This is a genomic window from Mycobacterium sp. E735, from assembly GCF_001666955.1.
Lineage (GTDB): Bacteria > Actinomycetota > Actinomycetes > Mycobacteriales > Mycobacteriaceae > Mycobacterium.
The window spans coordinates 11,937-33,498 of the sequence record NZ_LZIX01000006.1 but is presented as its reverse complement, the minus strand read 5'-3'; the positions used below and the strand labels follow the sequence as shown (position 1 = coordinate 33,498).

The following is a 21,562-nucleotide window of genomic DNA, read 5'->3' as shown; positions in this document are numbered from 1 at the left end:
ATCTCCTAGGGGATGGACAGTCGTTCGCCGACTGTCTGCAACTTGTTCGTCAGTCTAGAGCGGGAGTCGGCCGGTGCCCCCGCGTCGGGTGGCCCATGACCGGCGGGAAGCTTGCCTTCCGCTCTCGCGTTACGGGCCGGTCTCGGCCGGCCCGGTGGGCGAAGGGGGTACCCGCTTGATCATCGTCAAGAAGGGAACGCTGAGCTTCCTCCCGCCGGAAAACGGCACCGGGACGGTGAAATACACGATGTCGACCTCGAGCCGCAGCTCCCGCAGCGGCTGGGCGTTCAGGTCCCACCGGAAGTCCCGCAGGCGCGCCAGGCCACGTTCGATTGGCTCCACCCCGTTCACGCCACCCGACTTTACCCCGGGGCGCCCGCCGGCCACAGGGCGCACGTGACCTAGCTGAGGACCGCCAACTCCTTGGGGAACCGGGTCAGCAGTTCCGGCGCGTGCCCGCGGGCCGCCGCCTCCTCGTGGGGCACGACCAGGGTGTCCTCGATGCGCACGCCGCCGCGGCCCGGCAGGTAGACGCCGGGCTCGACGGTCACCACCGAACCCGCCAACAGGGTGCCGGTGGACGTGGCGCCGATTCCCGGTGCCTCGTGAATCTGCAGCCCCACGCCGTGACCCAGGCCGTGGCCGAACTGCTCGCCGTAGCCCGCGTCGACGATCAGCTGACGCGCCGCGCCGTCGATGTCGCGCAGGCTCGCGCCCGGCCGCAGCGCCTCGCGGCCGGCCCGCTGGGCATCGGCGACCAGCTGGTAGATCTCCAGCTGCCAGTCGGCGGCCTTGCCGAGCACGAACGTGCGGGTCATATCGGAGTGATAGCCGGCCACCAGCGCGCCGAAATCGATCTTGACGAAGTCACCGGTGGCCAGCACCGCATCGGTGGGGCGGTGATGCGGGATCGCCGAATTCGGCCCGGCGGCCACGATGGTCTCGAACGAGATCGCGTCGGCGCCGTGGTCGAGCATCAGCGCCTCCAGGTCCCGGCTCACCTCGCGTTCGGTTCGGCCCGGCCGCAGGCCGCCGCGCTCGATCAGATCGGCGAGCGCGGCGTCGGCCGCCTCACAGGCCAGCCGCAGCAGCGCCACCTCGCCGTCGTCCTTGATCTCCCGCAGCGCCTCGACGGTCCCGGCGGCGCGCATCAGCTCGGTGGCCGCGCTGCGCTCGCCGAGTTCGCTGGTCAGGGCGTCGAAGGCGTCGACGGTCACCACATTGCTCTCGAAGCCCAGCTTCGAAACCCCGTCCGCGGCGGCGCGGCCGACCAGATAGCGCCCGAGGGCACGTTCGATGGCGATCTCGAGCCCCGGCGCCTGTTCGGCGGCCTGGGTGCGGTACCGGCCGTCGGTGGCCAGCACGGGGCCGCGATCGTCGGCGAAGACCAGCAACGCGCCGTTCGATCCGGTGAACCCCGACAGGTAGCGCACGTTGTTCAGGTCGCTGACCAGCATCGCGTCCAGTCCACTGGCACCGAGTTGCGCTTTCAGGTTGTCCCGACGCTGAGAATGTGTCACGACCCTTGACGGTACTCGCTACGCTGATTGCCCATGAGGTCCTGGATGCTGCGCGGATTGGTCTACGCCGCGGCGATGGTTGTCGTTCGCTTGGTTCAAGGCGCGTTGATCAACGCGTGGCAGACGCAGGCCGGGCTGTTCAGCGTGGTGCTGCTCCTGCTGTTCGTCATCGGCGTGGCCGTATGGGGGGTGGTCGACGGCCGGGCCGACGCCATCGCGAACCCCGACCCGGACCGGCGGCGCGACCTGGCGATGACGTGGCTGCTGGCCGGCCTGGTGGCCGGCATCCTCAGCGGGGCCGTGTCCTGGCTCATCTCGCTGGTGTACAACGGCCTCTACACGGGTGGGCTGATCAACGAGGTGACGACGTTCGCGGCGTTCACCGCCCTTTGCGTGTTCCTGCCGGGGATCATCGGCGTGACCATCGGCCGTTGGCGGGTGGACCGCAATCCCCCGCCCCGGCAGAAGGGAGCGGACGAGGAGCGCGCCGACACCGACGTGTTCTCCGCGGTGCGCGGTGACGACGCGCCGACCGGTGAGATTCCCACCGCGGGCGCCCAGCACGAGGAGCGGACCGCTTCGGTCGCCACGGCCGAGCGTGACGAGCCGACCGAGACGATCCACACCGCGGCCGACCACGAGCCGAAGACCGAGGTGATCCGCACCGACGGCGGTGACGACGCCACGAAGCCGGGCAAGGAACCCAAGAAGGACTAGGCCTTGGCGGCGTCCGCCAGGTAGCGCAGGGCGAGCAGGTAGCCCTGAATTCCCAGCCCGACGATCACCCCGGTCGCGACGGGGCTGAGGTACGAGTGGCGCCGAAACTCCTCGCGGGCATGCACATTGGAGATGTGCACCTCGATCAGGGGCGCTCGCAGCTCCGCGCACGCGTCGCGCAGGGCCACCGATGTGTGGGTGAGGCCGCCGGCGTTGAGGATCACCGGTTCGCCGGCATCGGCGGCCGCATGGATCCAGTCCAGCAGCTGCCCTTCGCTATCACTTTGGCGCACAACGGCTTTCAACCCGAGAGCGGTGGCCTCCCGCTCGATGAGCGCGGTCAGTTCGTCGTGCGTGGTGTCGCCGTAGACGTCGGGCTCGCGGCGGCCCAGCCGGCCCAGGTTCGGGCCGTTGATGACGTTGACGGTGGTGGTCATCGGGCCCCTTCTTCCTCCGACAGCCCCGCGTACGCGGCCGCCAGCAGCGACGGGTCGGGCCCGGCCAGCCGCCCCGGCTTCGCCAGCCCGTCGAGGACCACGAACCTGAGCACACCGGCCCGCGACTTCTTGTCCTGGGCCATGTATTCCAGCAGCTGCGGCAGCGCGTCGGCGTCGTAGGCGACCGGCAGGCCCAGCGCCGAAAGGACGGTGCGGTGGCGTTGCGCGGTGGCGTCGTCGAGGCGCCCGGCGAGGCGGGCCAGCTCCGCGGCGAAGACCAGGCCCACGGACACCGCGGCGCCGTGGCGCCACTCGTAGCGTTCCCTGCGTTCGATCGCATGCGCCAAGGTGTGGCCGTAGTTGAGGATTTCGCGCAGCTCCGACTCTTTCTCGTCGGCGGCGACCACGTTCGCCTTGACGGCGATCGAGCGTCGGACCAGTTCCGGCAGCACGTCACCGGTCGGGTCCACGGCGGCTTGCGGGTCGGCCTCGATGAGGTCGAGGATCACCGGGTCGGCGATGAACCCGGCCTTGACGACCTCGGCCATCCCGGCGACGAGTTCGTTGTGCGGCAACGTTTCCAGGGTCGCCAGGTCGACCAGCACCGCCAGCGGCTGGTGAAACGCGCCCACCAGGTTCTTGCCCGCGTCGGTGTTGATGCCGGTCTTGCCGCCGACGGCCGCGTCGACCATGCCCAGCAGCGTGGTGGGAATGTGGACCACGTCGACGCCGCGCAGCCAGGTGGCCGCCGCGAACCCGGCGACGTCGGTGGCGGCGCCGCCGCCCAGGCTCACCACCGCGTCTTTGCGGTCAATGCCGATGCGGCCGAACACTTCCCAGAGGAATCCGACGACCGGTAGGTCCTTGCCGGCCTCGGCGTCCGGGATTTCGATGCGATGGGCGTCAACGCCCTTGTCCGCCAAGCGGCTTCGGATCGCTTCCGCGGTGTGCGCCAGCACCGGTTGGTGTACGACCGCCACCCGGTGCCGGTCGCAGAGCAGTTCGACCAGCCGGTCGCCCAGGTCGGTGCCGATGACCACCGGGTAGGGCGGTTCGACGGCCACCTCGACGGTGACGGGCGCGGTCATGTGGTGGCCTCCGCGTGAGCGTTCTCCGGCGTCTGCAGCCGGGACACGATGTAGCGCACCACCGCCCCGGGGTTGCGGCGGTTGGTGTCGACGCGGATCGTCGAGACACGGCGGTACAGCGGGGCCCGTTTGGCCATCAGCGCTTTGAACTTCTCGGCGCGGTCGGGGCCGGCGAGCAGAGGGCGCACTGCGCCGCCGCCGGTGCGCCGCACGCCTTCGCCGGCGCTGATCTCCAGGTAGATGACCGTGTGGCCGGCGAGCGCCTCGCAGACCCCGGGGCTGGTGACCGCGCCGCCGCCGAGCGACACCACGCCGTCATGGTCGGCCAACGCGGCACGCACCGCGTCCTCCTCGATGCGGCGGAACTCCTGCTCGCCGTCCGTGGCGAAGATGTCGGCGATGCTGCGCCCGGTCCGCTGCTCGATCGCCGCGTCGGTGTCGAGGAACTCGACGCCGAGCGCCTTGGCCAGGCGCCGCCCGATGGTGGACTTGCCCGAACCCGGCAGCCCGACGAGTACCGCCTTGGGCGCCATCAAGCGGTCCCCCGGGCGGCCGGCGCTTCCCGGTCGGCGACCGCGCGCTGATACGCCTCGATGTTGCGCCGGGTTTCGGTGAGCGAGTCGCCGCCGAACTTCTCCAGCGCCGCGCGGGCGAGCACCAGCGCCACCATGGCCTCGACCACCACCCCCGCGGCGGGCACCGCGCACACGTCCGAGCGCTGGTGGATGGCGACGGCCTCGTCGCCGGTCGCCATGTCGACGGTGGCCAGCGCGCGCGGCACGGTGGAGATCGGCTTCATCGCGGCCCGCACCCGCAGCGGCTGGCCGTTGGTCATGCCGCCCTCCAGCCCACCGGCGCGATTCGTCGAGCGGACCACGCCGTCGGGGCCGGGATACATCTCGTCGTGCGCGCGGCTGCCGCGGCGGCGCGCCGTCTCGAAGCCGTCGCCGATCTCCACGCCCTTGATGGCCTGGATGCCCATCACCGCGGCGGCGAGCTGGCTGTCCAGCCGGTTGTCGCCGCTGGTGAACGAGCCCAGGCCCACCGGCAGGCCTGTCGCCACCACCTCGACCACGCCGCCGAGGGTGTCGCCGTCCTTCTTGGCCGCCTCGATCTCGGCGATCATGGACTTCTCAGCCTCCTCGTCATACGCGCGCACGGGGCTGTCGTCGATCGCGGGCAGGTCTTCGGGGCGGGGCGGGGGGCCGTCGTAGGGCGCCGACGGGCCGATCGCGATGACGTGGGAGAGCACGTCGACGCCGAGCGCCTGGCGCAGGAAGGACCGCGCGACCGTGCCCACCGCGACGCGGGCGGCGGTCTCCCGGGCGCTGGCGCGCTCCAGGACCGGGCGGGCGTCGTCGAAGCCGTACTTGAGCATGCCGGCGTAGTCGGCGTGCCCGGGCCGCGGGCGGGTGAGCGGTTCGTTGCGCGCGATGTTGGCCAGCTCCGCCGGGTCCACCGGGTCGGCGGCCATCACGGTCTCCCATTTGGGCCACTCGGTGTTGCCGATCTCGATGGCGATGGGGCCGCCCAGCGTGATGCCGTGGCGGACCCCGGACAGCACGGTCACCGCGTCGCGCTCGAACTTCATCCGCGCGCCGCGCCCGTACCCGAGCCGGCGGCGGGCCAATTGGTCGGCGATATCGGTGGAGGTGACCTCCACGCCGGCGACCATGCCCTCGAGCATGGCCACCAACGCACGGCCATGCGACTCCCCGGCGGTGATCCAACGCAACACCCGGCCATTCTCCCATGGGGTCCGGCGCGGGCTTAAATCCCGAGAAACAGGCCGATCGCGGTGGCGGTGGCCAGGCACATCGACGGGCCATGGGGCACCGCCCGCGCGCCGCACAGCGCCGCGAACACCGTCGTCAGCAGCGGCGCGGCCAGCGCGGCCAGGAACCACGTCCCGACCCCGAAACAGCCCGCCAGCGCCCCGAGGCCGATCGCCAGCTTGACGTCCCCGGCGCCCATCCCGGCCGGGGCGAGCGAGTGCACCAGCAGATAGATCGCGGTCAGCGCCGTCGCGCCGGCCAGCGCGGCCCAGCCGCGCCCGGCCACCGCTGCCGTCAGCAGGATCACCCCGGCCCCGGGCAGCGTGAGCACGTTCGGCAACCGGCGCTCGCGGACGTCGCAGCCGCTCAGCAGCAACAGCCACGCGAGCACCGCCACAACCGCTCCAAGCCGCATGGGTTCTCCTGTGTGCGCCGCGAGTGTGGGGCTAGGTACGAAAACGGTGGCGATGTCGTCCCTAGGCCCCACGCTCGGTTGTTGACCTGGGGCATCCGACGTGCGGGACGTTAGCCCAGAGCGGCGGCCATGGCCTCTCGCGGCGCCGGTTGCCCTGTGAATAGCTCGACCTGGGTGAACGCCTGGTGCAACAACATCTGCAGGCCGCTGATCACGCGGCCGCCGGCGGCGGCCACCGCGGCGGCCAGCGGCGTGGGCCACGGGTCGTAGACGGCGTCCAGCAGGACCGGGATCGCGGCGAGGGTGCCCGCGTACCGCGCCGCGACGTCGGCGGGGATCGTGCTGACCAGCACCTCGGCGGCGGCCACCGCGGTCCCTAGGCCGTCGTCGTCGATGTTCACGAACCGCGTCCGGACCCCGATTCCGGTGCCCAACTCCACCAGCCGGGCGGCCTTGTCGGGGTTGCGCGCGACGACGGTGATGGCGGGGACGCCCAGCTGCGCCAGGCCCAGGACGGCCGCCGGCGCGGTGCCGCCCGACCCGCACACCAGCGCGGGCCCGGTGGCCGACGAAAGCGCCCCCGCGACGCCGTCGATGTCGGTGTTGTCGGCCCGCCAGCCGGCGGGCGTGCGGACCAGGGTGTTGGCCGACCCCACCCGCTCGGCCCGCTCGGTGCGCTCGTCGGCGAAGCGCAGCGCCGCGAACTTGCCCGGCATGGTGACCGACACCCCGACCCATTCGGGCCCGAAGCCGCCGACGACGGCCGGCAGCCGCTCGGCGTCACATTCGATGCGGTCGTAGGTCCAGTCCAGCAGGCCCAGCGCCCGGTAGGCGGCCAGGTGCAGCTGCGGGGACTTCGAGTGGGCGATCGGCTTGCCGAGCACCGCCGCTTTCCGGGGTCCGCCCTCAGCGCGCGCTATCGAGGACACCGTTGCGCTTAGCCAGCTCGATGTTGGCCAGATGCTGCTGATAATCCTTGGTGAACAGCGTCGTCCCCTGGGCGTCGATGGTGACGAAGTACAGCCAGTCGCCGGGCTCGGGATGCTCGGCGGCGCGCAGCGCGTCGACGCCCGGCGAACAGATCGCCGTCGCGGGCAGCCCCTGCGACACGTAGGTGTTCCACGGCGTCTTCTGGGCGCGGTCGGCGTCGGTGGTGGCCACCTCCCGGCGATCCAGCGGGTAGTTGACCGTCGAGTCGAATTCCAGCGTGTGGTGGGCGTGCAGGCGGTTGTAGATCACCTGCGCGACCTTCGCGAAGTCCTGCGACTTGGATTCCTGCTCCACCAGCGACGCCACCACCAGGATGTCGTACGGCGACAGGCCCATGGACTGGGCGGTGTCCACCAACCCGGACTTCATGTACTCGACGCCCCCGGCGCTGATCAGGCTCGACAGGATGGTCTCGGCAGAGGCGGACGGGTCCACGTTGAAGGTTCCCGGCGCGATCAGCCCCTCGATCCGGCGATGGTCCTTGCCGAGCTCGGTGAAGGGTTCGACGGCCCACGGCGGCACCGCGAGCGCGGCGGGCGCGCTGTTGGTCGCCGCCGCCCGCAGCTCCTCCACCGCGACGCAGTGCTGGTTGCCGTCGAGGGTCACGCACGTGGCGCGGGAGATCAGCGTCAGGATCCCCGGGGTCACCACGTTGGTCTTCATGTCGGTGGTGTCGTCGAGCTGACGGCCCTCCGGGATGACCAGCCGGCCCACCCGGCTGTTCGGGTCGGCCAGCCGTGCGACGGCGTCGGCCGCCGGGATCTCGGTGCGCATTCGGTAGAAGCCGGGCTGGATCGAGGAGATCTTGCTGTTGCCGTGCGCGGCGTTGACGAATGCCCGGACGGTCTTGACCACCTGCTCGTGCTGCAGCGTCTCCCCGACGTTGGTGGTCGAGTCACCGTCCTTGATCTGAATCACGATGTCCTGCTTGCCATTTCCGGCGTAGTCGTCGCCGGCTCCGAACACCGTGTGCCACAGCTTGGCGCCGACGAACACGGCCACCAGCACGACGACGGCGACGACCGCGAGCACGATCTTGCCGGCGAACCGCCGCTGGCGTCGGCCCCGTTCGGCCCGGTTCCGGGCGACGCGGCTGCGCTTCCGCGACGTGCCGACCGCCTCGGGCTCGGCGCGTTGCCGTCGTGCGCTGTCAACCATCGGCGGGCTCCCCCGCCGTCAGGGCGGCGCGGCGCTGGTCGAGCCAGCTCTGCAGGATGGCCACCGCGGCCGCCTGGTCGATCACGGCCCGCTGTTCGCGGGCGCGGACGCCGGCCGCGCGCAGCGAGCGCTGCGCGCTCACGGTCGTCAGGCGCTCGTCGGCCAGGCGCACGGGCGTGGGGGCGATCCGCTGGGCCAGCGTGTCGGCCAGCTCCATCGCGTCGATCGCCGACGGACCGGTGCGGTCGGCCAGCGTGCGTGGCAGCCCGACGACCACCTCGACCGCGCCGAGTTCGGCGGCCAGCTCGGCCAGTCGGCGCACGTGCTTGCCGGCGCGGTCACGGCGCACGGTTTCCACCGGGGTGGCCAGGATGCCGTCGGGGTCGCTGCTGGCGACGCCGATGCGCACGCTGCCGACGTCGATGCCGAGCCGCCGCCCCCGGCCGGGATCCTGGTCAGGGTCGCCGGGCCGGTCGGGCACGCGATGCTGTGCGGGGACCACTCAGCCGACCCGCGCTATCTCGGAGCGGACCGCCTCCAGCGCCGCGTCGATGCGGCTGGGGTCCTTTCCGGAACCCTGCGCCAGGTCCGGCTTGCCTCCGCCGCGGCCGTCGACCGTCGCGGCGAGCTGCTTGATCAGGTCGTTGGCGCGGAGCCCGAGGTCCTGGGCGGCGGGGTTGGCGGCGACCGCGTACGGCACACTGCCCCCCTCGCCCTCGGAGATCAGCGCCACCACGGCGGGGTCGCTGCCCAGCTTGCCGCGGATGTCGCCCACCAGGGAGCGCAGGTCGCCGGCCGTCATCCCCGCCGACATGCGTTGCGCCACCACACGGACGTTACCGATACGCTCCGCGCCGGCCGCCGCGTTGGTCGCGGCGGCGCGCGCGCTCGCCAGCCGGGCCCGTTCGAGTTCCTTCTCGGCCGCCTTCAGCCGCTCCACCAGTCCGGCCACCCGGGCGGGCACCTCGTCGGACGGCACCTTCAGCGACGAGGCCAGCCCCGCCATCAGCGCGCGCTCCTTGGCCAGGTGGCGGAAGGAGTCCAGCCCGACGTAGGCCTCCACCCGGCGCACGCCGGAGCCGACCGACGATTCGCCCAGGATCGTCACCGGCCCGATCTGAGCGGAGTTGTGCACGTGGGTCCCGCCGCAGAGCTCGAGCGAGAACGGCCCGCCGATCTCGACCACCCGCACCTCGTCCGGGTAGGCCTCGCCGAACATCGCCATTGCGCCCATCGCCTTGGCCTTCTCCAGCTGCTCGGTGAACGTGTGCACCTCGAAGTCGGCCTGGACGGCCTGGTTGGTGACCTCTTCGACCTGGGTGCGCTGCTCGTCGGACAGCGGACCCTGCCAGTTGAAGTCGAACCGCAAGTAGCCGGGGCGGTTCAGCGATCCCGCCTGAACGGCGTTGGGGCCCAGCACCTGTCGCAGCGCGGCATGCACCATGTGGGTGCCCGAGTGGCCCTGGGTGGCGCCCCGGCGCCATTCCGGATCGACCGCGGCGACCACGGTGTCGCCCTCCACGAACTCCCCGGATTCGACGTTGACCCGGTGCACCCACAGGGTTTTCGCGATCTTCTGCACGTCGGTGACCGCCGCCCGGGCGCTCTCGCCGGCGCCCGTCCCGCTGATGGTGCCCTCGTCGGCGATCTGCCCGCCGGACTCGGCGTAGAGCGGGGTGCGGTCCAGCACCAGTTCGACCTGCTGCGCCCCCTCGGTGCCGTGCGTGACGACCGGGACCCGCTTGCCGTCCACGAAAATGCCCAAGATCGTTGCCTCGGAGGATAATTCGTCGAAGCCGGTAAATTCTGTCGGGCCTGCGTCGACCAGCTCCCGGTAGGCGCTCAGGTCGGCGTGCGCGTGCTTTCGGGCCGCGGCGTCCGCCTTGGCGCGGCGGCGCTGCTCGGCCATCAGTTCCCGGAAGCCGATCTCGTCGACCTGCAAGCCCGCCTCGGCGGCCATCTCCAGGGTCAGCTCGATCGGGAAGCCGTAGGTGTCATGCAGCGTGAAGGCGTCCGAGCCCGAGATCGCTTTGGCGCCGGCGGCTTTGGTGGTGCCGGCGACCTCGTCGAACAGCTTGGAGCCGGCGGCCAGCGTGCGGTTGAACGCGGTCTCCTCGGCGACGGCGATGCGCTTGATCCGGTCGAAGTCGGCGACCAGTTCGGGATACGACGGCCCCATCGCGTCGCGCACGGTGGTCATCAACTCGCCGACGATGGGTCCGTCGATGTCGAGCAGCTTCGCCGAACGGATCACCCGGCGCAGCAGCCGGCGCAGCACGTAGCCGCGGCCGTCGTTGCCGGGCGTGACGCCGTCGCCGATCAGGATCGCCGCGGTGCGGCTGTGGTCGGCGATGACCCGGTAGCGCACATCGTCCTCATGGTTGCCCACGTCGTACCCGCGCGGCGCGCGGGCGGCCACGGCGTCGATGACCGGCCGCAGCAGGTCGGTTTCGTAGACGTTGTGCACGCCCTGCAGGATGAACGCGACGCGCTCGACGCCCATGCCGGTGTCAATGTTCTTGCGGGGCAACGGGCCCAGGATTTCGAAGTCGGTCTTGGAAGTGCCCTCGCCGCGTTCGTTCTGCATGAACACGAGGTTCCAGATCTCGATGTAGCGGTCTTCGTTGGCCACCGGGCCACCGCCGACCCCGAACTCTTCGCCGCGGTCGTAGTAGATCTCCGACGACGGGCCACACGGGCCGGGGATCCCCATGGACCAGTAGTTGTCTTCCATGCCGCGGCGCTGGATCCGCTCGGGCGGCAGCCCGGCGATCTCCTGCCACAGCTGCACGGCCTCGTCGTCGTCGAAATAGACCGTGGTCCAGATTCTTTCGGGGTCCAGGCCGTAGCCGCCCTCGGAGAGCCCGTTGGTCAGCAGGGTCCACGCCAGCTCGATGGCGCGGCGCTTGAAGTAATCGCCGAACGAGAAGTTGCCGGCCATCTGGAAGAAGGTGTTGTGCCGGGTGGTGATGCCCACCTCGTCGATGTCGGGCGTTCGGATGCACTTTTGGATGCTGGTGGCCCTCGAGTACGGCGGCGTGCGCGCCCCCAGGAAGTACGGCACGAACTGGACCATGCCCGCGTTGACGAACAGCAGGTTGGGGTCGTCGAGGATCACCGATGCGCTCGGCACCTCGGTGTGGCCCGCCTTCACGAAATGATCAAGGAATCGCTTCCTGATCTCGTGTGTCTGCACTTGGAGTCCGCTTCTTCCTTTTGCTTTGTCGCGTGTTGCTTTGTCGCGTGTTGCTTTGTCGCGTGAACGTCTATTCCAGCGTATTCGCTGGAGTAGCTGGCTACCGGGCCGCTAACCCTCCAGAAAGCTCAGCCGCACCGAGCGTTGTGGGTTGTCCCGGTTCAAATCGACCAGCACGATGCTTTGCCAGGTGCCCAGCATCGGCTCGCCCCCGGAGACCGGCACGGTCACCGACGGCGCGACCAGCGCCGGCATCACGTGATCCGCGCCGTGGCCCGGCGAGCCGTGCGAGTGCCGATACCGGTCGTCGCGCGGCAGCAGCCGTTCCAGCGTGTCGAGCAGGTCTTCGTCGGAGCCGGCCCCCGTTTCGATGATGGCGACGCCCGCGGTGGCGTGCGGGACGAACACGTTGCACAACCCGTCGCCCCTCGACCAGCAGAAGCCCCGCACCGCCTCGGTCAGATCGACGATGCGGCGTCGTGTTGTGTCCACGTCCAGCACGTCGGTATGCATCCGAACCAGCCTACGGCGCACACGTTGCGGGCAGCCAATCGATTGTGAGCGCGACCACATTTGGGCATTGCGGGGCGCATTGGGCAGGAGGAAGGTAACTGGTGGGGCCGGTGGCGCCACGGGCTCCTTGGATATAAGCCCTACAGAGGAGGTCGGCCGTGTACGCACGCTCCACCACCATCCAGGCGCAACCCTTGTCGGTCGACATCGGGATCGCGCACGTTCGCGATGTCGTCATGCCCGCCCTCACCGAGATCGAGGGGTGTGTCGGGCTGTCGCTGTTGGTCGACCGGCAGTCCGGGACCTGCATCGCCACCAGCTCGTGGGACAGCATCGACGCGATGCGCGCCAGCGCCGAACGGGTCGCCCCGATTCGCGATCAGGCCGCGCTGATGTTCGACGGCAGCGCGCGGGTCGAGGAGTGGGACATCGCTTTGCTGCACCGCGACCATCCGTCGCGGCAGGGTGCCTGCGTGCGGGCCACCTGGCTCAAGGTGGTGCCGGACCAGCTCACCCGGTCCCTGGACTTCTACCGCTCGTCGGTGCTGCCGGAGCTCGAGGAGCTCGACGGGTTCTGCAGCGCCAGCCTGCTGGTCGACCATCCGGCGTGCCGACGGGCGGTGTCGTGCTCGACGTTCGACTCGATGGACGCGATGGCCCGCAACAGCGACCGGGCGAACGAATTGCGCAGCAGGCGCGTCCGGGAGCTGGGCGCCGAGGTGATCGACGTCGCCGAATTCGAGCTGGCGATCGCCCACCTGCGGGTGCCCGAGCTGGTCTAGCGCTAGAACGCTTCTTTCGCCGAGCGTCACGCCAGCGTGGCGGCTGCCGTCCAGTGTCACGCCAGCGTGACGCTCGATGCGTTCAGGGCAGCGCGTCGCCCGGGAATCCCCGGCAGGGATGCACCTCGAAGGTGAAGACGCCCGCGGCCACACCCGGGTCGTCGGCCATGATCGCGGCGGTGTCGTCGACCGAGGCCGCGAACACCGCGATCCCGCAGATCTCGGAGCCGTCGGTGACCGGCAACACGATGGGCATGACGCCGTCGTCGCGCAGCCCGAAGTTGCGCCGCCCGTGCTCCCAGACGGTCCCCGGTGTCGTCTCGTCGCCGAACCGCGGCCCCTGCTTGAGGATGACGACGCTGTAGGGCTGGGTGGTGGCCAGCAGCCGGCCCATCTCGTCGTCGGTGAAGGTTTTCATGACCGCCCCCGCTTTCCCCGGATGATCGCCCGCAACCGCTCCAGCCGCCCGGCCATCTCCCGCTCACCGCCGCGGCCGGTCGGCCGGTAGTAGTCCACGTCCACCAACTCGTCCGGCGGATATTGCTGGGCCAGGACACCGTCGGGATCGTTGTGCGAATACCGATACCCCTGCGCGTGTCCCAGCGCCGCCGCGCCGGAATAGTGCCCGTCGCGCAGGTGGGGCGGCACCAGGCCCGCCTTGCCCGCCTTGATGTCGTCCATCGCCGCGGCGAGCGCGGTGGTCACGGAGTTCGACTTGGGCGCGGTGGCCAGGTGGATGGTGGCGTGGGCCAGCGTCAGCTGCGCCTCGGGCATGCCGATCAGCTGCACGGTCTGCGCGGCCGCCACCGCGATCTGCAGCGCGCTGGGGTCGGCCATGCCGATGTCCTCGCTGGCCAGGATCATCAGCCGCCGCGCGAGGAACCGCGGGTCCTCCCCCGCGACGAGCATGCGGGCCAGGTAGTGCAGCGCCGCGTCGACGTCCGAGCCCCGCACCGACTTGATGAAGGCGCTGATGACGTCGTAGTGCTGGTCGCCGTCCCGGTCGTAGCGCACCGCGGCCTTATCCAGCGACTGCTCGATGGTCTCGACGCTCACCGACTCGGTGGCTTCGGCCGCGACCTCCAGCGCGGTCAGCGCCCGCCGGGCGTCGCCGGCGGCCAGCCGCACCAGCAGGTCGACGGCCTCGGGCGTCACCGCGACCCGGCCGTCCAGTCCGCGCGGATCGTCGATCGCCCGCTGCACCACGGCGCGGATGTCGTCGGCGCTGAGCGGGCGCAGCTGCAGGATCAGCGAGCGGGACAGCAGCGGCGCCACCACCGAGAACGACGGGTTCTCCGTGGTCGCGGCCACCAGCAGCACCACCCGGTTCTCCACGGCGGACAGCAGGGCGTCCTGCTGGGTCTTGGAGAAGCGGTGCACCTCGTCGATGAACAGCACCGTCTGCTCGCCGCGCAACAACGCCTGCCGCGCCTGGTCGATGACGGCGCGCACGTCTTTGACCCCGGCCGACAGCGCCGACAGCGCCGCGAACCGGCGGCCGGTCGCCTGGGAGATCAGCGCAGCCAGCGTCGTCTTGCCGCTGCCGGGCGGGCCGTAGAGGGGTGATTGCGGGGGAGGTGCGCCGTAGCCGGGTGATTGCGGGGGAGGCGCGCCGTAGCCGGGCGGGGGCGGATAGCCCGGAGGGTTGTGCTCGCTGCCGTACGGGTCGGCCGGGGTGCCTGGATATTCGGGAGGCTGGCTCATGTCCGTCCTAGCTGTTGACTCAACCTGTGGGCACGCGCACACGGGAACTTAGCAAAGATGTCGGGGCGGCGCCCGGATTCGTTTTCGTGGTATGCCTGATGCCGTGTCCGACGGTCTTTTTGACCTGCCCGGCGCGGCGCCGACGAGCGATCACGGCCTGGGCGTGTCGGCCGGTGCGCCGCTGGCCGTGCGCATGCGGCCGGCCTCGTTGGACGAGGTGGTCGGCCAGGAGCACCTGCTGGCGCCCGGGTCGCCGCTGCGCCGCCTGGTCGAGGGATCCGGCGTGGCGTCGGCCATCCTCTACGGCCCGCCCCCGGGCTACGGCACCCCGCCGCCCGGCTACGGCCCGCCGCCCAGCTATGGCGCGCCCCCGCCGGGGTACGGCGGCTACCCCCAGCCCGGCTATGGGGCACCCGCCGCCCCGGGGTTCAGCGTCGGTGACGCCTTCAGCTGGGCTTGGAACACGTTCACCAAGAACGCGCTGGTGTTGATCGTGCCGGCGCTGGTGTACGGCCTGTTGTTCGGCGTGGCCACCGGGGTGAACATCGCGGGCCAGAACATGTCGCCGAACACGGCGACCAGTGACGACTACGGCTTTTATTTCACGACCAACCTCACCGGCGCCGCCCTGGTCGTCTTCATCATCGGCACCCTGCTGACCTACCTGGTCACCGCGTTCGCCCAGGCCGGCTTCCTGTCCGGCTGCCTGGACATCGCCGACGGGCGGCCGGTGACCATCGCGTCGTTCTTCAGGCCCCGCAACCTGGGGATGGCATTCCTGGCCGCGCTGATCGTCGGTGTCCTCACCTCGATCGGCTACTCGTTGTGCTTCGTTCCGGGCCTGGTGCTGAGCCTGTTCGTGCAGTTCACCATCCTGTTCGTCGTCGATCGTTCGGAGTCGGCGATCAAGGGCTTCACCTCCAGCTTCTCGCTGGTGGGGTCGAATTTCGCCAACGCGCTGCTGGTGTGGCTGGTGGTGATGGCCCTGATCTTCGCCGGGGCGCTGGCGTGCGGGGTCGGCCTGCTGGTGACGGCGCCGCTCGACGCGCTGATCCTGACCTACGCCTACCGCAAGCTGACCGGCGGCCAGGTTGTTCCCGTGCCGCAGTCGGGCTACCAGCCGGGCCCACCGTCCGGGCCGCAGCAGGTCTGACCTCAAAGCCACGCCCGAAGTTACGGCGCTGTTAGCCGCGGCTGTGGTGCGCTGCGGCCTTGTGGCGCTTGTGATGCAATCACCTTGTTATGAGCATCAAAGTCGCGCTGGAGCACCGCACCAGCTACACCTTTGACCGGCCGGTCCGGGTGTTCCCGCACGTCGTTCGGCTGCGACCGGCGCCCCATTGCCGCACGCCCCTCGAGGCCTACTCGCTGCGCATCGAGCCGGAAGAGCACTTCATCAACTGGCAGCAGGACGTGGTAGGCAATTTCCTTGCGCGCCTTGTTTTTCCGAATCCGATGCGCCGGCTGACCATCACGGTGGGACTCATCGCCGACCTCAAGGTGATCAACCCGTTCGACTTCTTCATCGAGGACTGGGCCGAGACCTGGGCCCCCTCCACCGGACGGGCCGGGCTGACCTATCCCAAGGATCTGGCCGACGACCTGGAGCCCTACCTGCGCCCCGTCGACGAAGCGGGCGAGGGATCGGGGCCGGGTGAGCTCACGCGGGCGTGGGTGGAGAACTTCTCGGTGGACGACGGCACGCGCACCATCGACTTGCTGGTCGCGCTCAACCACGCGGTCAACGCCGACGTCGCCTACAGCCTGCGGATGGAACCCGGTGTCCAGACACCGGATTACACGCTGCGCACCGGGGTGGGCTCGTGCCGCGACTCCGCGTGGCTGCTGGTGTCGATCCTGCGCCAGCTCGGCCTGGCCGCCCGCTTCGTGTCGGGATATCTGGTGCAGCTCGCCTCGGACGTGGAGGCGCTCGACGGGCCGTCGGGCCCCGCCGCCGACTTCACCGACCTGCACGCCTGGACCGAGGTGTACATCCCGGGTGCGGGCTGGATCGGGCTGGACCCGACGTCGGGGCTGTTCGCCGGCGAGGGCCACATCCCGCTGGCCGCCACGCCGCACCCGGCGTCCGCGGCACCCATCAGCGGCGGCACCGAGCCCTGCGAATCGGTGCTGGAGTTCTCCAACACCGTCACCCGCATCCACGAGGACCCCCGCGTCACGCTGCCCTACACCGACGAGGCGTGGCAGACGATCTGCGACGTCGGCCGGCGCGTGGACGAACGGCTGGCCGCCGCCGACGTGCGGCTGACCATCGGCGGTGAGCCGACCTTCGTCTCGGTGGACAATCAGGTCGCTAAGGAGTGGACCACCGCCGCCGACGGGCCGCACAAGCGGCAGCGCGCCTCCGACCTGGCCGCGCGCCTCAAGGAGGTGTGGGCGCCGAACGGGTTGATCCAGCGCGGGCAGGGCCGTTGGTATCCGGGCGAACCGTTGCCGCGCTGGCAGATTGCGCTCTACTGGCGCACCGACGGGCGGCCGCTGTGGAACGACGGCGCGCTGTTGGCCGACCCGTGGGGGGACCGGCCGGAAGCAGTCGACGGCGAGGCCGCCCGCCAAGTGCTCGCCGGCCTCGCCAACGGGCTGGGGCTGCCACTTTCGCAGGTGCGGCCCGCCTACGAGGACCCGCTGCACCGGCTGGCGGATAAGGTCCGGCAACCGGAGGGCGACCCGGTGGACCCGGCCGACGACCTCGAGGAGGACACCCCCGCCGGTCGCGCGGCGCTGCTGGCCCGCCTCGACGAATCCGTAACGGCCCCGGCGGCTTTCGTGCTGCCGCTGCACCGCCGCGACGACGGCGCCGGGTGGGCCAGCGCGGACTGGCGGCTGCGCCGGGGCCGAATCGTGCTGCTGCACGGCGATTCTCCGGCGGGTCTGCGCCTGCCCCTGGACGCGATCAGCTGGCGACCGCCGCGCCCGTCGTTCGACGCCGATCCCCACGCCGCCGGCGATGCGCTGACGACGGAATCGGACCAGGCGGTGGTGGACGACTCCGACACCGCCCCGCCCACCGCGATGGTCGCCGAGGTGCGCGACGGGCTGCTCTACCTCTTCATGCCGCCCACCGAGGCACTGGAACACTTCGTCGACCTCATCGCCCGCGTCGAGGCCGCCGCGGCCAAGGCTGACTGCCCGGTCGTGATCGAGGGCTACGATCCCCCGCCGGACCCCCGGCTGAGGTCGACCACGATCACCCCGGACCCCGGCGTCATCGAGGTCAACGTCGCGCCCACCGCCAGCTTCGCCGAACAGAGCCAGCAGCTCGAAACCCTCTACGAGCAAGCGCGATTGGCCCGGCTGTCCACCGAGTCCTTCGACGTCGACGGCACCCACGGCGGCACCGGCGGCGGCAACCACATCACGCTGGGCGGCGTCACCCCCGCGGACTCGCCCCTGCTGCGGCGCCCGGACCTGTTGGTCTCGCTGCTGACGTACTGGCAACGACACCCGTCGCTGTCCTATCTGTTCGCCGGCCGGTTCGTCGGCACCACCTCACAGGCACCCCGCGTCGACGAGGGCCGCGCCGAGGCCCTCTACGAGCTCGAGATCGCGTTCGCCGAAATCACCCGGCTCTCCGGACCTTTCGGGGGCAACGCCCCCCGGCCCTGGGTGATCGACCGCGCGTTGCGCCACCTGCTGACCGATATCACCGGCAACACCCACCGCGCCGAATTCTGCATCGACAAGCTCTACAGCCCCGACAGCCCCCGCGGCCGGCTCGGCCTGCTGGAGTTGCGCGGGTTCGAGATGCCCCCGCATCTGCGCATGGCGATGGTGCAATCGCTGCTGGTGCGCTCGCTGGTGGCGTGGTTCTGGGACGAGCCGCTGCGCGCCCCGCTGATCCGCCACGGCGCCAACCTACACGGGCGATACCTGTTGCCGCACTTCCTGATTCACGACATCGCCGATGTCGCCGCCGACCTGCGCGCGCACGGCATCGCGTTCGAGACCAGCTGGCTGGACCCGTTCACCGAGTTCCGCTTCCCGCGCATCGGCACCGCGGTGTTCGACGGCGTCGAGATCGAGTTGCGCGGGGCGATCGAACCGTGGAACACCCTCGGCGAGGAGGCCACGGCCAGCGGCACCGCCCGCTACGTCGACTCGTCGGTCGAGCGCATCCAGATCCGGATCATCGGCGCGGACCGCCACCGTTACGTGGTGACGGTCAACGGCTACCCGGTGCCGCTGCTGGCCACCGACAACCCCGACATCCACGTAGGCGGGGTCCGGTTCAAGGCGTGGCAGCCGCCCAGCGCGCTGCACCCGACGATCAGCACCGACGTCCCGCTGCAGTTCGAGTTGATCGACCTGACGACGGGCACGTCGCGCGGCGGGTGCACCTATCACGTCGCGCACCCCGGCGGGCGGGCCTACGACGAACCGCCCGTCAACGCCGTCGAGGCCGAGGCGCGCCGCGCCCGCCGGTTCGAGGCCACCGGCTTCACCCCCGGCAAGCTCGACTTGTCGGACATCCGGGAAAAGCAGGCACGCATCTTCACCGACATCGGCGCGCCGGGCATCCTAGACCTGCGCCGCGTGCGTACCGTTCAGCAGTAATGGCGTTTGCGGACATGACATTCGGCACCGGTGCACCCCCGGCGGCCGCTGGCGGGCGTCACGAGGACCGCTACGAAGACGCGGACCGCCTGCTTGCCGGGTATCGCGCCGCACGCGCCCAGGAGGCGCTGTTCGATCTGCGGCACGGCCCCGCCGCCGGTTACGACGAATTCGTCGATCAGGACGGGAATGTCCGACCGGCCTGGGCGGAGCTGGCCGACACCATCGCCGAGCGCGGCCGGGCGGGGCTGGACCGGCTGCGGTCGGTGGTGCGCAGCCTGATCGACAGCGACGGCATCACTTACACCGACGTCGAACCCGGCGGGCACGGCCTGGAGCCTCGGCCGTGGATCCTCGACACGCTGCCGATCGTGCTGTCCGCCGCGGAATGGGAGTTGCTGGAGGCCGGTCTGGTGCAGCGGTCCCGCCTGCTCGACGCCGTGCTCGCCGACCTGTACGGATCGCGCAGCCTGCTCACCGAGGGCGTGCTGCCGCCGGAGCTGCTGTTCGCCCATCCGGGTTACGTGCGGGCCGCCAACGGCATCGAAATACCCGGGCATCACCAGCTTTTCCTGCACGCCTGTGACGTCAGCCGGCTGCCGGACGGAGCCTTTCAGGTCAACGCCGACTGGACGCAGGCACCGTCCGGCGCCGGCTACGCGCTGGCCGACCGGCGCGTCGTCGCGCACTCGGTTCCCGACCTCTACGAGCGGATCGCACCGCGACCGACGACGCCGTTCGCCCAGGCCTTGCGGCTGGCGCTGATCGATGCCGCGCCCGACGTTGCCCAGGATCCCGTGGTGGTGGTGCTCAGCCCGGGTATCTTTTCCGAAACCGCCTTCGATCAGGCGTATCTGGCCACGCTCCTGGGTTTCCCGTTGGTGGAGAGCGCGGACCTGGTGGTGCGCGACGGCAAATTGTGGATGCGCTCGCTGGGCACCTTGAAACGGGTCGACGTCGTCCTGCGTCGGGTGGACGCCGATTACGCCGACCCGCTGGATCTGCGCGCCGACTCCCGGCTCGGGGTGGCCGGTCTGGTGGAGGCGTGCCACCGCGGGACGGTGACCGTGGTCAACACGTTTGGCAGCGGCATCCTGGAAAACCCCGGGCTGCTGCGGTTTCTGCCCCAGCTGTCCGAGCGCCTGCTGTCCGAGGCCCCGCTGCTGCACACCGCGCCGGTCTATTGGGGCGGCATCGCCAGCGAACGCTCGCACCTGCTGGCGAACCTGTCGTCACTTTTGGTGAAGTCTACCGTCGGCGGGAAAGCCCTTGTCGGGCCGACGCTTTCGTCGTATCAGCTGACACAACTGGCCGGCCGGATCGAGAAGATGCCGTGGCAGTGGATCGGCCAGGAGCTGCCACAGTTCTCGTCGGCGCCCACCGACCACGCCGGGGTGTTGTCGTCGGCCGGCGTCGGGATCCGGTTGTTCAACGTCGCCCAGCGCAGCGGGTACGCCCCCATGATTGGCGGGGTCGGCTACGTGCTGGCACCCGGTCCCGCCGCGTACACGCTGGAAACCGTTGCCGCTAAGGATGTCTGGGTCCGCCCGACGGAGCGTGCGCGGGCCGAGGCGGTGAGTCTGCCGTCCCCGCCGCCACCGGCGAAGTCCGCGGCCGGTACCTGGGGCGTCAGCTCGCCGCGCGTGCTGTCCGACCTGTTCTGGATCGGCCGCTACGGCGAGCGCGCGGAGAACATGGCGCGGCTGCTGCTGGTCGCCCGCGACAGGTTCCACGTGTACCGGCATCAGCAGCACACCGAGGAGAGCGCGTGTGTGCCGGTGCTGATGGCCGCGCTGGGCCTGATCACCGGGACCGACACGAGCGCCGACGACTGGACCGACGAGAGTGCCAGGGACGCAGCCGAAATGATCGCAGTCGCGCCCTCGACGTTGTGGTCGTTGACCGTGGACCCCGATCGCCCCGGGTCCCTGGTGCAGTCGGTGGAAGGTCTGGCGCTGGCCGCCAGGGCGGTGCGAGACCAGATGTCGAACGACACCTGGATGGTCCTGGCCGGGGTGGAACGAGCGCTGGCGCAGCGTCGCGAGCCGCCGGACTCGCTCGCCGAAGCCGACGCGCTCCTCGCGTCGGCTCAGGCGCAGACGCTGGCCGGGATGCTGACCCTTGCGGGTGTGGCCGGTGAGTCGATGGTGCGCGACGTGGGCTGGTCGATGATGGACATCGGCAAGCGCATCGAACGCGGCCTGTGGCTGACCGCGCTGCTGCGGGCGACGCTGACCGCCGTCCGCGGCGCCATCGCCGAGCAGACGATCATCGAGGCGACGCTGGTGGCGTGCGAGTCCTCGGTGATCTACCGACGCCGCACCGTGGGCAAGGTGAGCGTCGCCGCCGTGGCCGAGCTGATGCTGTTCGACGCGCAGAACCCGCGCTCGTTGCTGTACCAGGTCGAGCGGCTGCGGGCCAACCTCAAAGACCTGCCGGGTGCATCGGGATCGTCGCGGCCGGAGCGGCTGGTGGACGAGATCGGCACCCTGTTGCGCCGCTCGCATCCCGCCGAGCTGGAAGAGTTCGGCGAGGACGGGCTGCGCACGGAGCTGGCCGAGCTACTCGATTCGGTGCACACGCAGTTGCGCGAGCTGGCCGAGGTCATCACCACCACGCAGCTGGCGCTGCCCGCCGTGCAGCCGCTGTGGGGCCCCGACGTACGCCGGGTGATGCCAGCCTAAGGCGAAGC

General features: G+C 70.6%; 17 protein-coding genes and 2 pseudogenes. 5 read left to right on the top strand and 14 right to left on the bottom strand.

The window, feature by feature from the left end; translation table 11 throughout:
• Positions 1-129 precede the first annotated feature (129 nt).
• Positions 130-351: a hypothetical protein gene (locus A5704_RS01045; RefSeq protein WP_067752831.1), complete on the bottom strand. Its 222-nt coding sequence runs from the start codon at positions 349-351 to the stop codon at positions 130-132.
• Between the two features lie 50 nt (positions 352-401).
• Positions 402-1,520: a Xaa-Pro peptidase family protein gene (locus tag A5704_RS01040; protein ID WP_067784202.1), complete on the bottom strand. Its 1,119-nt coding sequence runs from the start codon at positions 1,518-1,520 to the stop codon at positions 402-404.
• Positions 1,521-1,553: 33 nt separating this feature from the next.
• Between A5704_RS01040 and A5704_RS01035 the strand changes: the two genes are divergently transcribed.
• Positions 1,554-2,237 (top strand): B-4DMT family transporter, encoded by a 684-nt coding sequence (locus tag A5704_RS01035; RefSeq protein WP_067784200.1) that lies wholly within the window; start codon positions 1,554-1,556, stop codon positions 2,235-2,237.
• Here the strand turns inward: A5704_RS01035 and aroQ are convergent.
• The 10 genes from aroQ to A5704_RS00985 form a co-directional block, all read right to left on the bottom strand.
• Positions 2,234-2,674 carry a type II 3-dehydroquinate dehydratase gene (gene aroQ, locus A5704_RS01030; protein ID WP_067752822.1) on the bottom strand — a complete coding sequence of 147 codons (441 nt, stop codon included), beginning with the start codon at positions 2,672-2,674 and terminating at the stop codon, positions 2,234-2,236. The genes A5704_RS01035 and aroQ overlap by 4 nt on opposite strands.
• Entirely contained in the window at positions 2,671-3,762 is a 1,092-nt protein-coding gene (gene aroB / locus A5704_RS01025) for a 3-dehydroquinate synthase (protein WP_067784198.1), read from the bottom strand. Before aroB ends, aroQ begins: the two co-directional genes overlap by 4 nt.
• The gene (locus A5704_RS01020) at positions 3,759-4,295 is read right to left on the bottom strand and encodes a shikimate kinase (RefSeq protein WP_067752809.1); all 537 of its coding nucleotides are present in this window, start codon (positions 4,293-4,295) and stop codon (positions 3,759-3,761) included. Before A5704_RS01020 ends, aroB begins: the two co-directional genes overlap by 4 nt.
• Entirely contained in the window at positions 4,295-5,500 is a 1,206-nt protein-coding gene (gene aroC, locus A5704_RS01015; RefSeq protein ID WP_067752806.1) for a chorismate synthase, read from the bottom strand. The genes A5704_RS01020 and aroC overlap by 1 nt, the downstream gene beginning before the upstream one ends.
• A 32-nt stretch (positions 5,501-5,532) precedes the next feature.
• Positions 5,533-5,952 (bottom strand): A24 family peptidase, encoded by a 420-nt coding sequence (locus A5704_RS01010; protein ID WP_067752803.1) that lies wholly within the window; start codon positions 5,950-5,952, stop codon positions 5,533-5,535.
• Positions 5,953-6,062: 110 nt separating this feature from the next.
• On the bottom strand, positions 6,063-6,872 hold the full coding sequence (locus A5704_RS01005) for a shikimate dehydrogenase (RefSeq protein ID WP_369828411.1): 810 nt from the start codon (positions 6,870-6,872) through the stop codon (positions 6,063-6,065).
• Positions 6,859-8,100 (bottom strand): endolytic transglycosylase MltG, encoded by a 1,242-nt coding sequence (mltG, locus tag A5704_RS01000; RefSeq protein ID WP_067752790.1) that lies wholly within the window; start codon positions 8,098-8,100, stop codon positions 6,859-6,861. Before mltG ends, A5704_RS01005 begins: the two co-directional genes overlap by 14 nt.
• Positions 8,093-8,602: a Holliday junction resolvase RuvX gene (ruvX, locus tag A5704_RS00995; RefSeq protein ID WP_067886979.1), complete on the bottom strand. Its 510-nt coding sequence runs from the start codon at positions 8,600-8,602 to the stop codon at positions 8,093-8,095. The genes mltG and ruvX overlap by 8 nt, the downstream gene beginning before the upstream one ends.
• Positions 8,603-11,296, bottom strand: coding sequence for an alanine--tRNA ligase (gene alaS, locus A5704_RS00990; protein WP_067886976.1), 2,694 nt, complete (start codon positions 11,294-11,296; stop codon positions 8,603-8,605). It abuts the gene before it with no gap.
• 111 nt (positions 11,297-11,407) lie between these two features.
• Entirely contained in the window at positions 11,408-11,797 is a 390-nt protein-coding gene (locus A5704_RS00985; protein WP_197499176.1) for a secondary thiamine-phosphate synthase enzyme YjbQ, read from the bottom strand.
• 170 nt (positions 11,798-11,967) lie between these two features.
• Between A5704_RS00985 and A5704_RS00980 the strand changes: the two genes are divergently transcribed.
• Positions 11,968-12,591, top strand: a complete 624-nt coding sequence (locus A5704_RS00980; RefSeq protein WP_067752779.1) for a hypothetical protein — start codon at positions 11,968-11,970, stop codon at positions 12,589-12,591.
• Between the two features lie 82 nt (positions 12,592-12,673).
• Here A5704_RS00980 and A5704_RS00975 read toward each other — a convergent pair whose 3' ends face one another.
• Positions 12,674-13,009, bottom strand: coding sequence for a hypothetical protein (locus tag A5704_RS00975; protein WP_067886973.1), 336 nt, complete (start codon positions 13,007-13,009; stop codon positions 12,674-12,676).
• Positions 13,006-14,151, bottom strand: a pseudogene (locus A5704_RS00970) (replication-associated recombination protein A); the annotation flags it as partial. The pseudogene A5704_RS00970 and the gene A5704_RS00975, both read right to left, overlap by 4 nt.
• Before the next feature lie 235 nt (positions 14,152-14,386).
• Between A5704_RS00970 and A5704_RS28670 the strand changes: the two are divergent.
• The 3 genes and pseudogenes from A5704_RS28670 to A5704_RS00955 form a co-directional block, all read left to right on the top strand.
• A pseudogene (locus tag A5704_RS28670) lies at positions 14,387-14,608 on the top strand (replication-associated recombination protein A); the annotation flags it as partial.
• 929 nt (positions 14,609-15,537) lie between these two features.
• Positions 15,538-18,870: a DUF2126 domain-containing protein gene (locus A5704_RS00960; protein ID WP_067886970.1), complete on the top strand. Its 3,333-nt coding sequence runs from the start codon at positions 15,538-15,540 to the stop codon at positions 18,868-18,870.
• Positions 18,870-21,554, top strand: a complete 2,685-nt coding sequence (locus A5704_RS00955; protein ID WP_067886967.1) for a circularly permuted type 2 ATP-grasp protein — start codon at positions 18,870-18,872, stop codon at positions 21,552-21,554. The genes A5704_RS00960 and A5704_RS00955 overlap by 1 nt, the downstream gene beginning before the upstream one ends.
• The last annotated feature ends 8 nt before the right edge of the window (positions 21,555-21,562 follow it).

Bases quoted from the DNA above. Each gene is read 5' to 3' on its own strand.
- A5704_RS01035 (WP_067784200.1), top strand. From the start codon at position 1,554: ATGAGGTCCTGGATGCTGCGCGGATTGGTCTACGCCGCGGCGATGGTT.
- aroQ (WP_067752822.1), bottom strand. From the start codon at position 2,674: ATGACCACCACCGTCAACGTCATCAACGGCCCGAACCTGGGCCGGCTG.
- aroB (WP_067784198.1), bottom strand. From the start codon at position 3,762: ATGACCGCGCCCGTCACCGTCGAGGTGGCCGTCGAACCGCCCTACCCG.
- A5704_RS01020 (WP_067752809.1), bottom strand. From the start codon at position 4,295: ATGGCGCCCAAGGCGGTACTCGTCGGGCTGCCGGGTTCGGGCAAGTCC.
- A5704_RS01010 (WP_067752803.1), bottom strand. From the start codon at position 5,952: ATGCGGCTTGGAGCGGTTGTGGCGGTGCTCGCGTGGCTGTTGCTGCTG.
- mltG (WP_067752790.1), bottom strand. From the start codon at position 8,100: ATGGTTGACAGCGCACGACGGCAACGCGCCGAGCCCGAGGCGGTCGGC.
- A5704_RS00975 (WP_067886973.1), bottom strand. From the start codon at position 13,009: ATGAAAACCTTCACCGACGACGAGATGGGCCGGCTGCTGGCCACCACC.
- A5704_RS00960 (WP_067886970.1), top strand. From the start codon at position 15,538: ATGAGCATCAAAGTCGCGCTGGAGCACCGCACCAGCTACACCTTTGAC.
- A5704_RS00955 (WP_067886967.1), top strand. From the start codon at position 18,870: ATGGCGTTTGCGGACATGACATTCGGCACCGGTGCACCCCCGGCGGCC.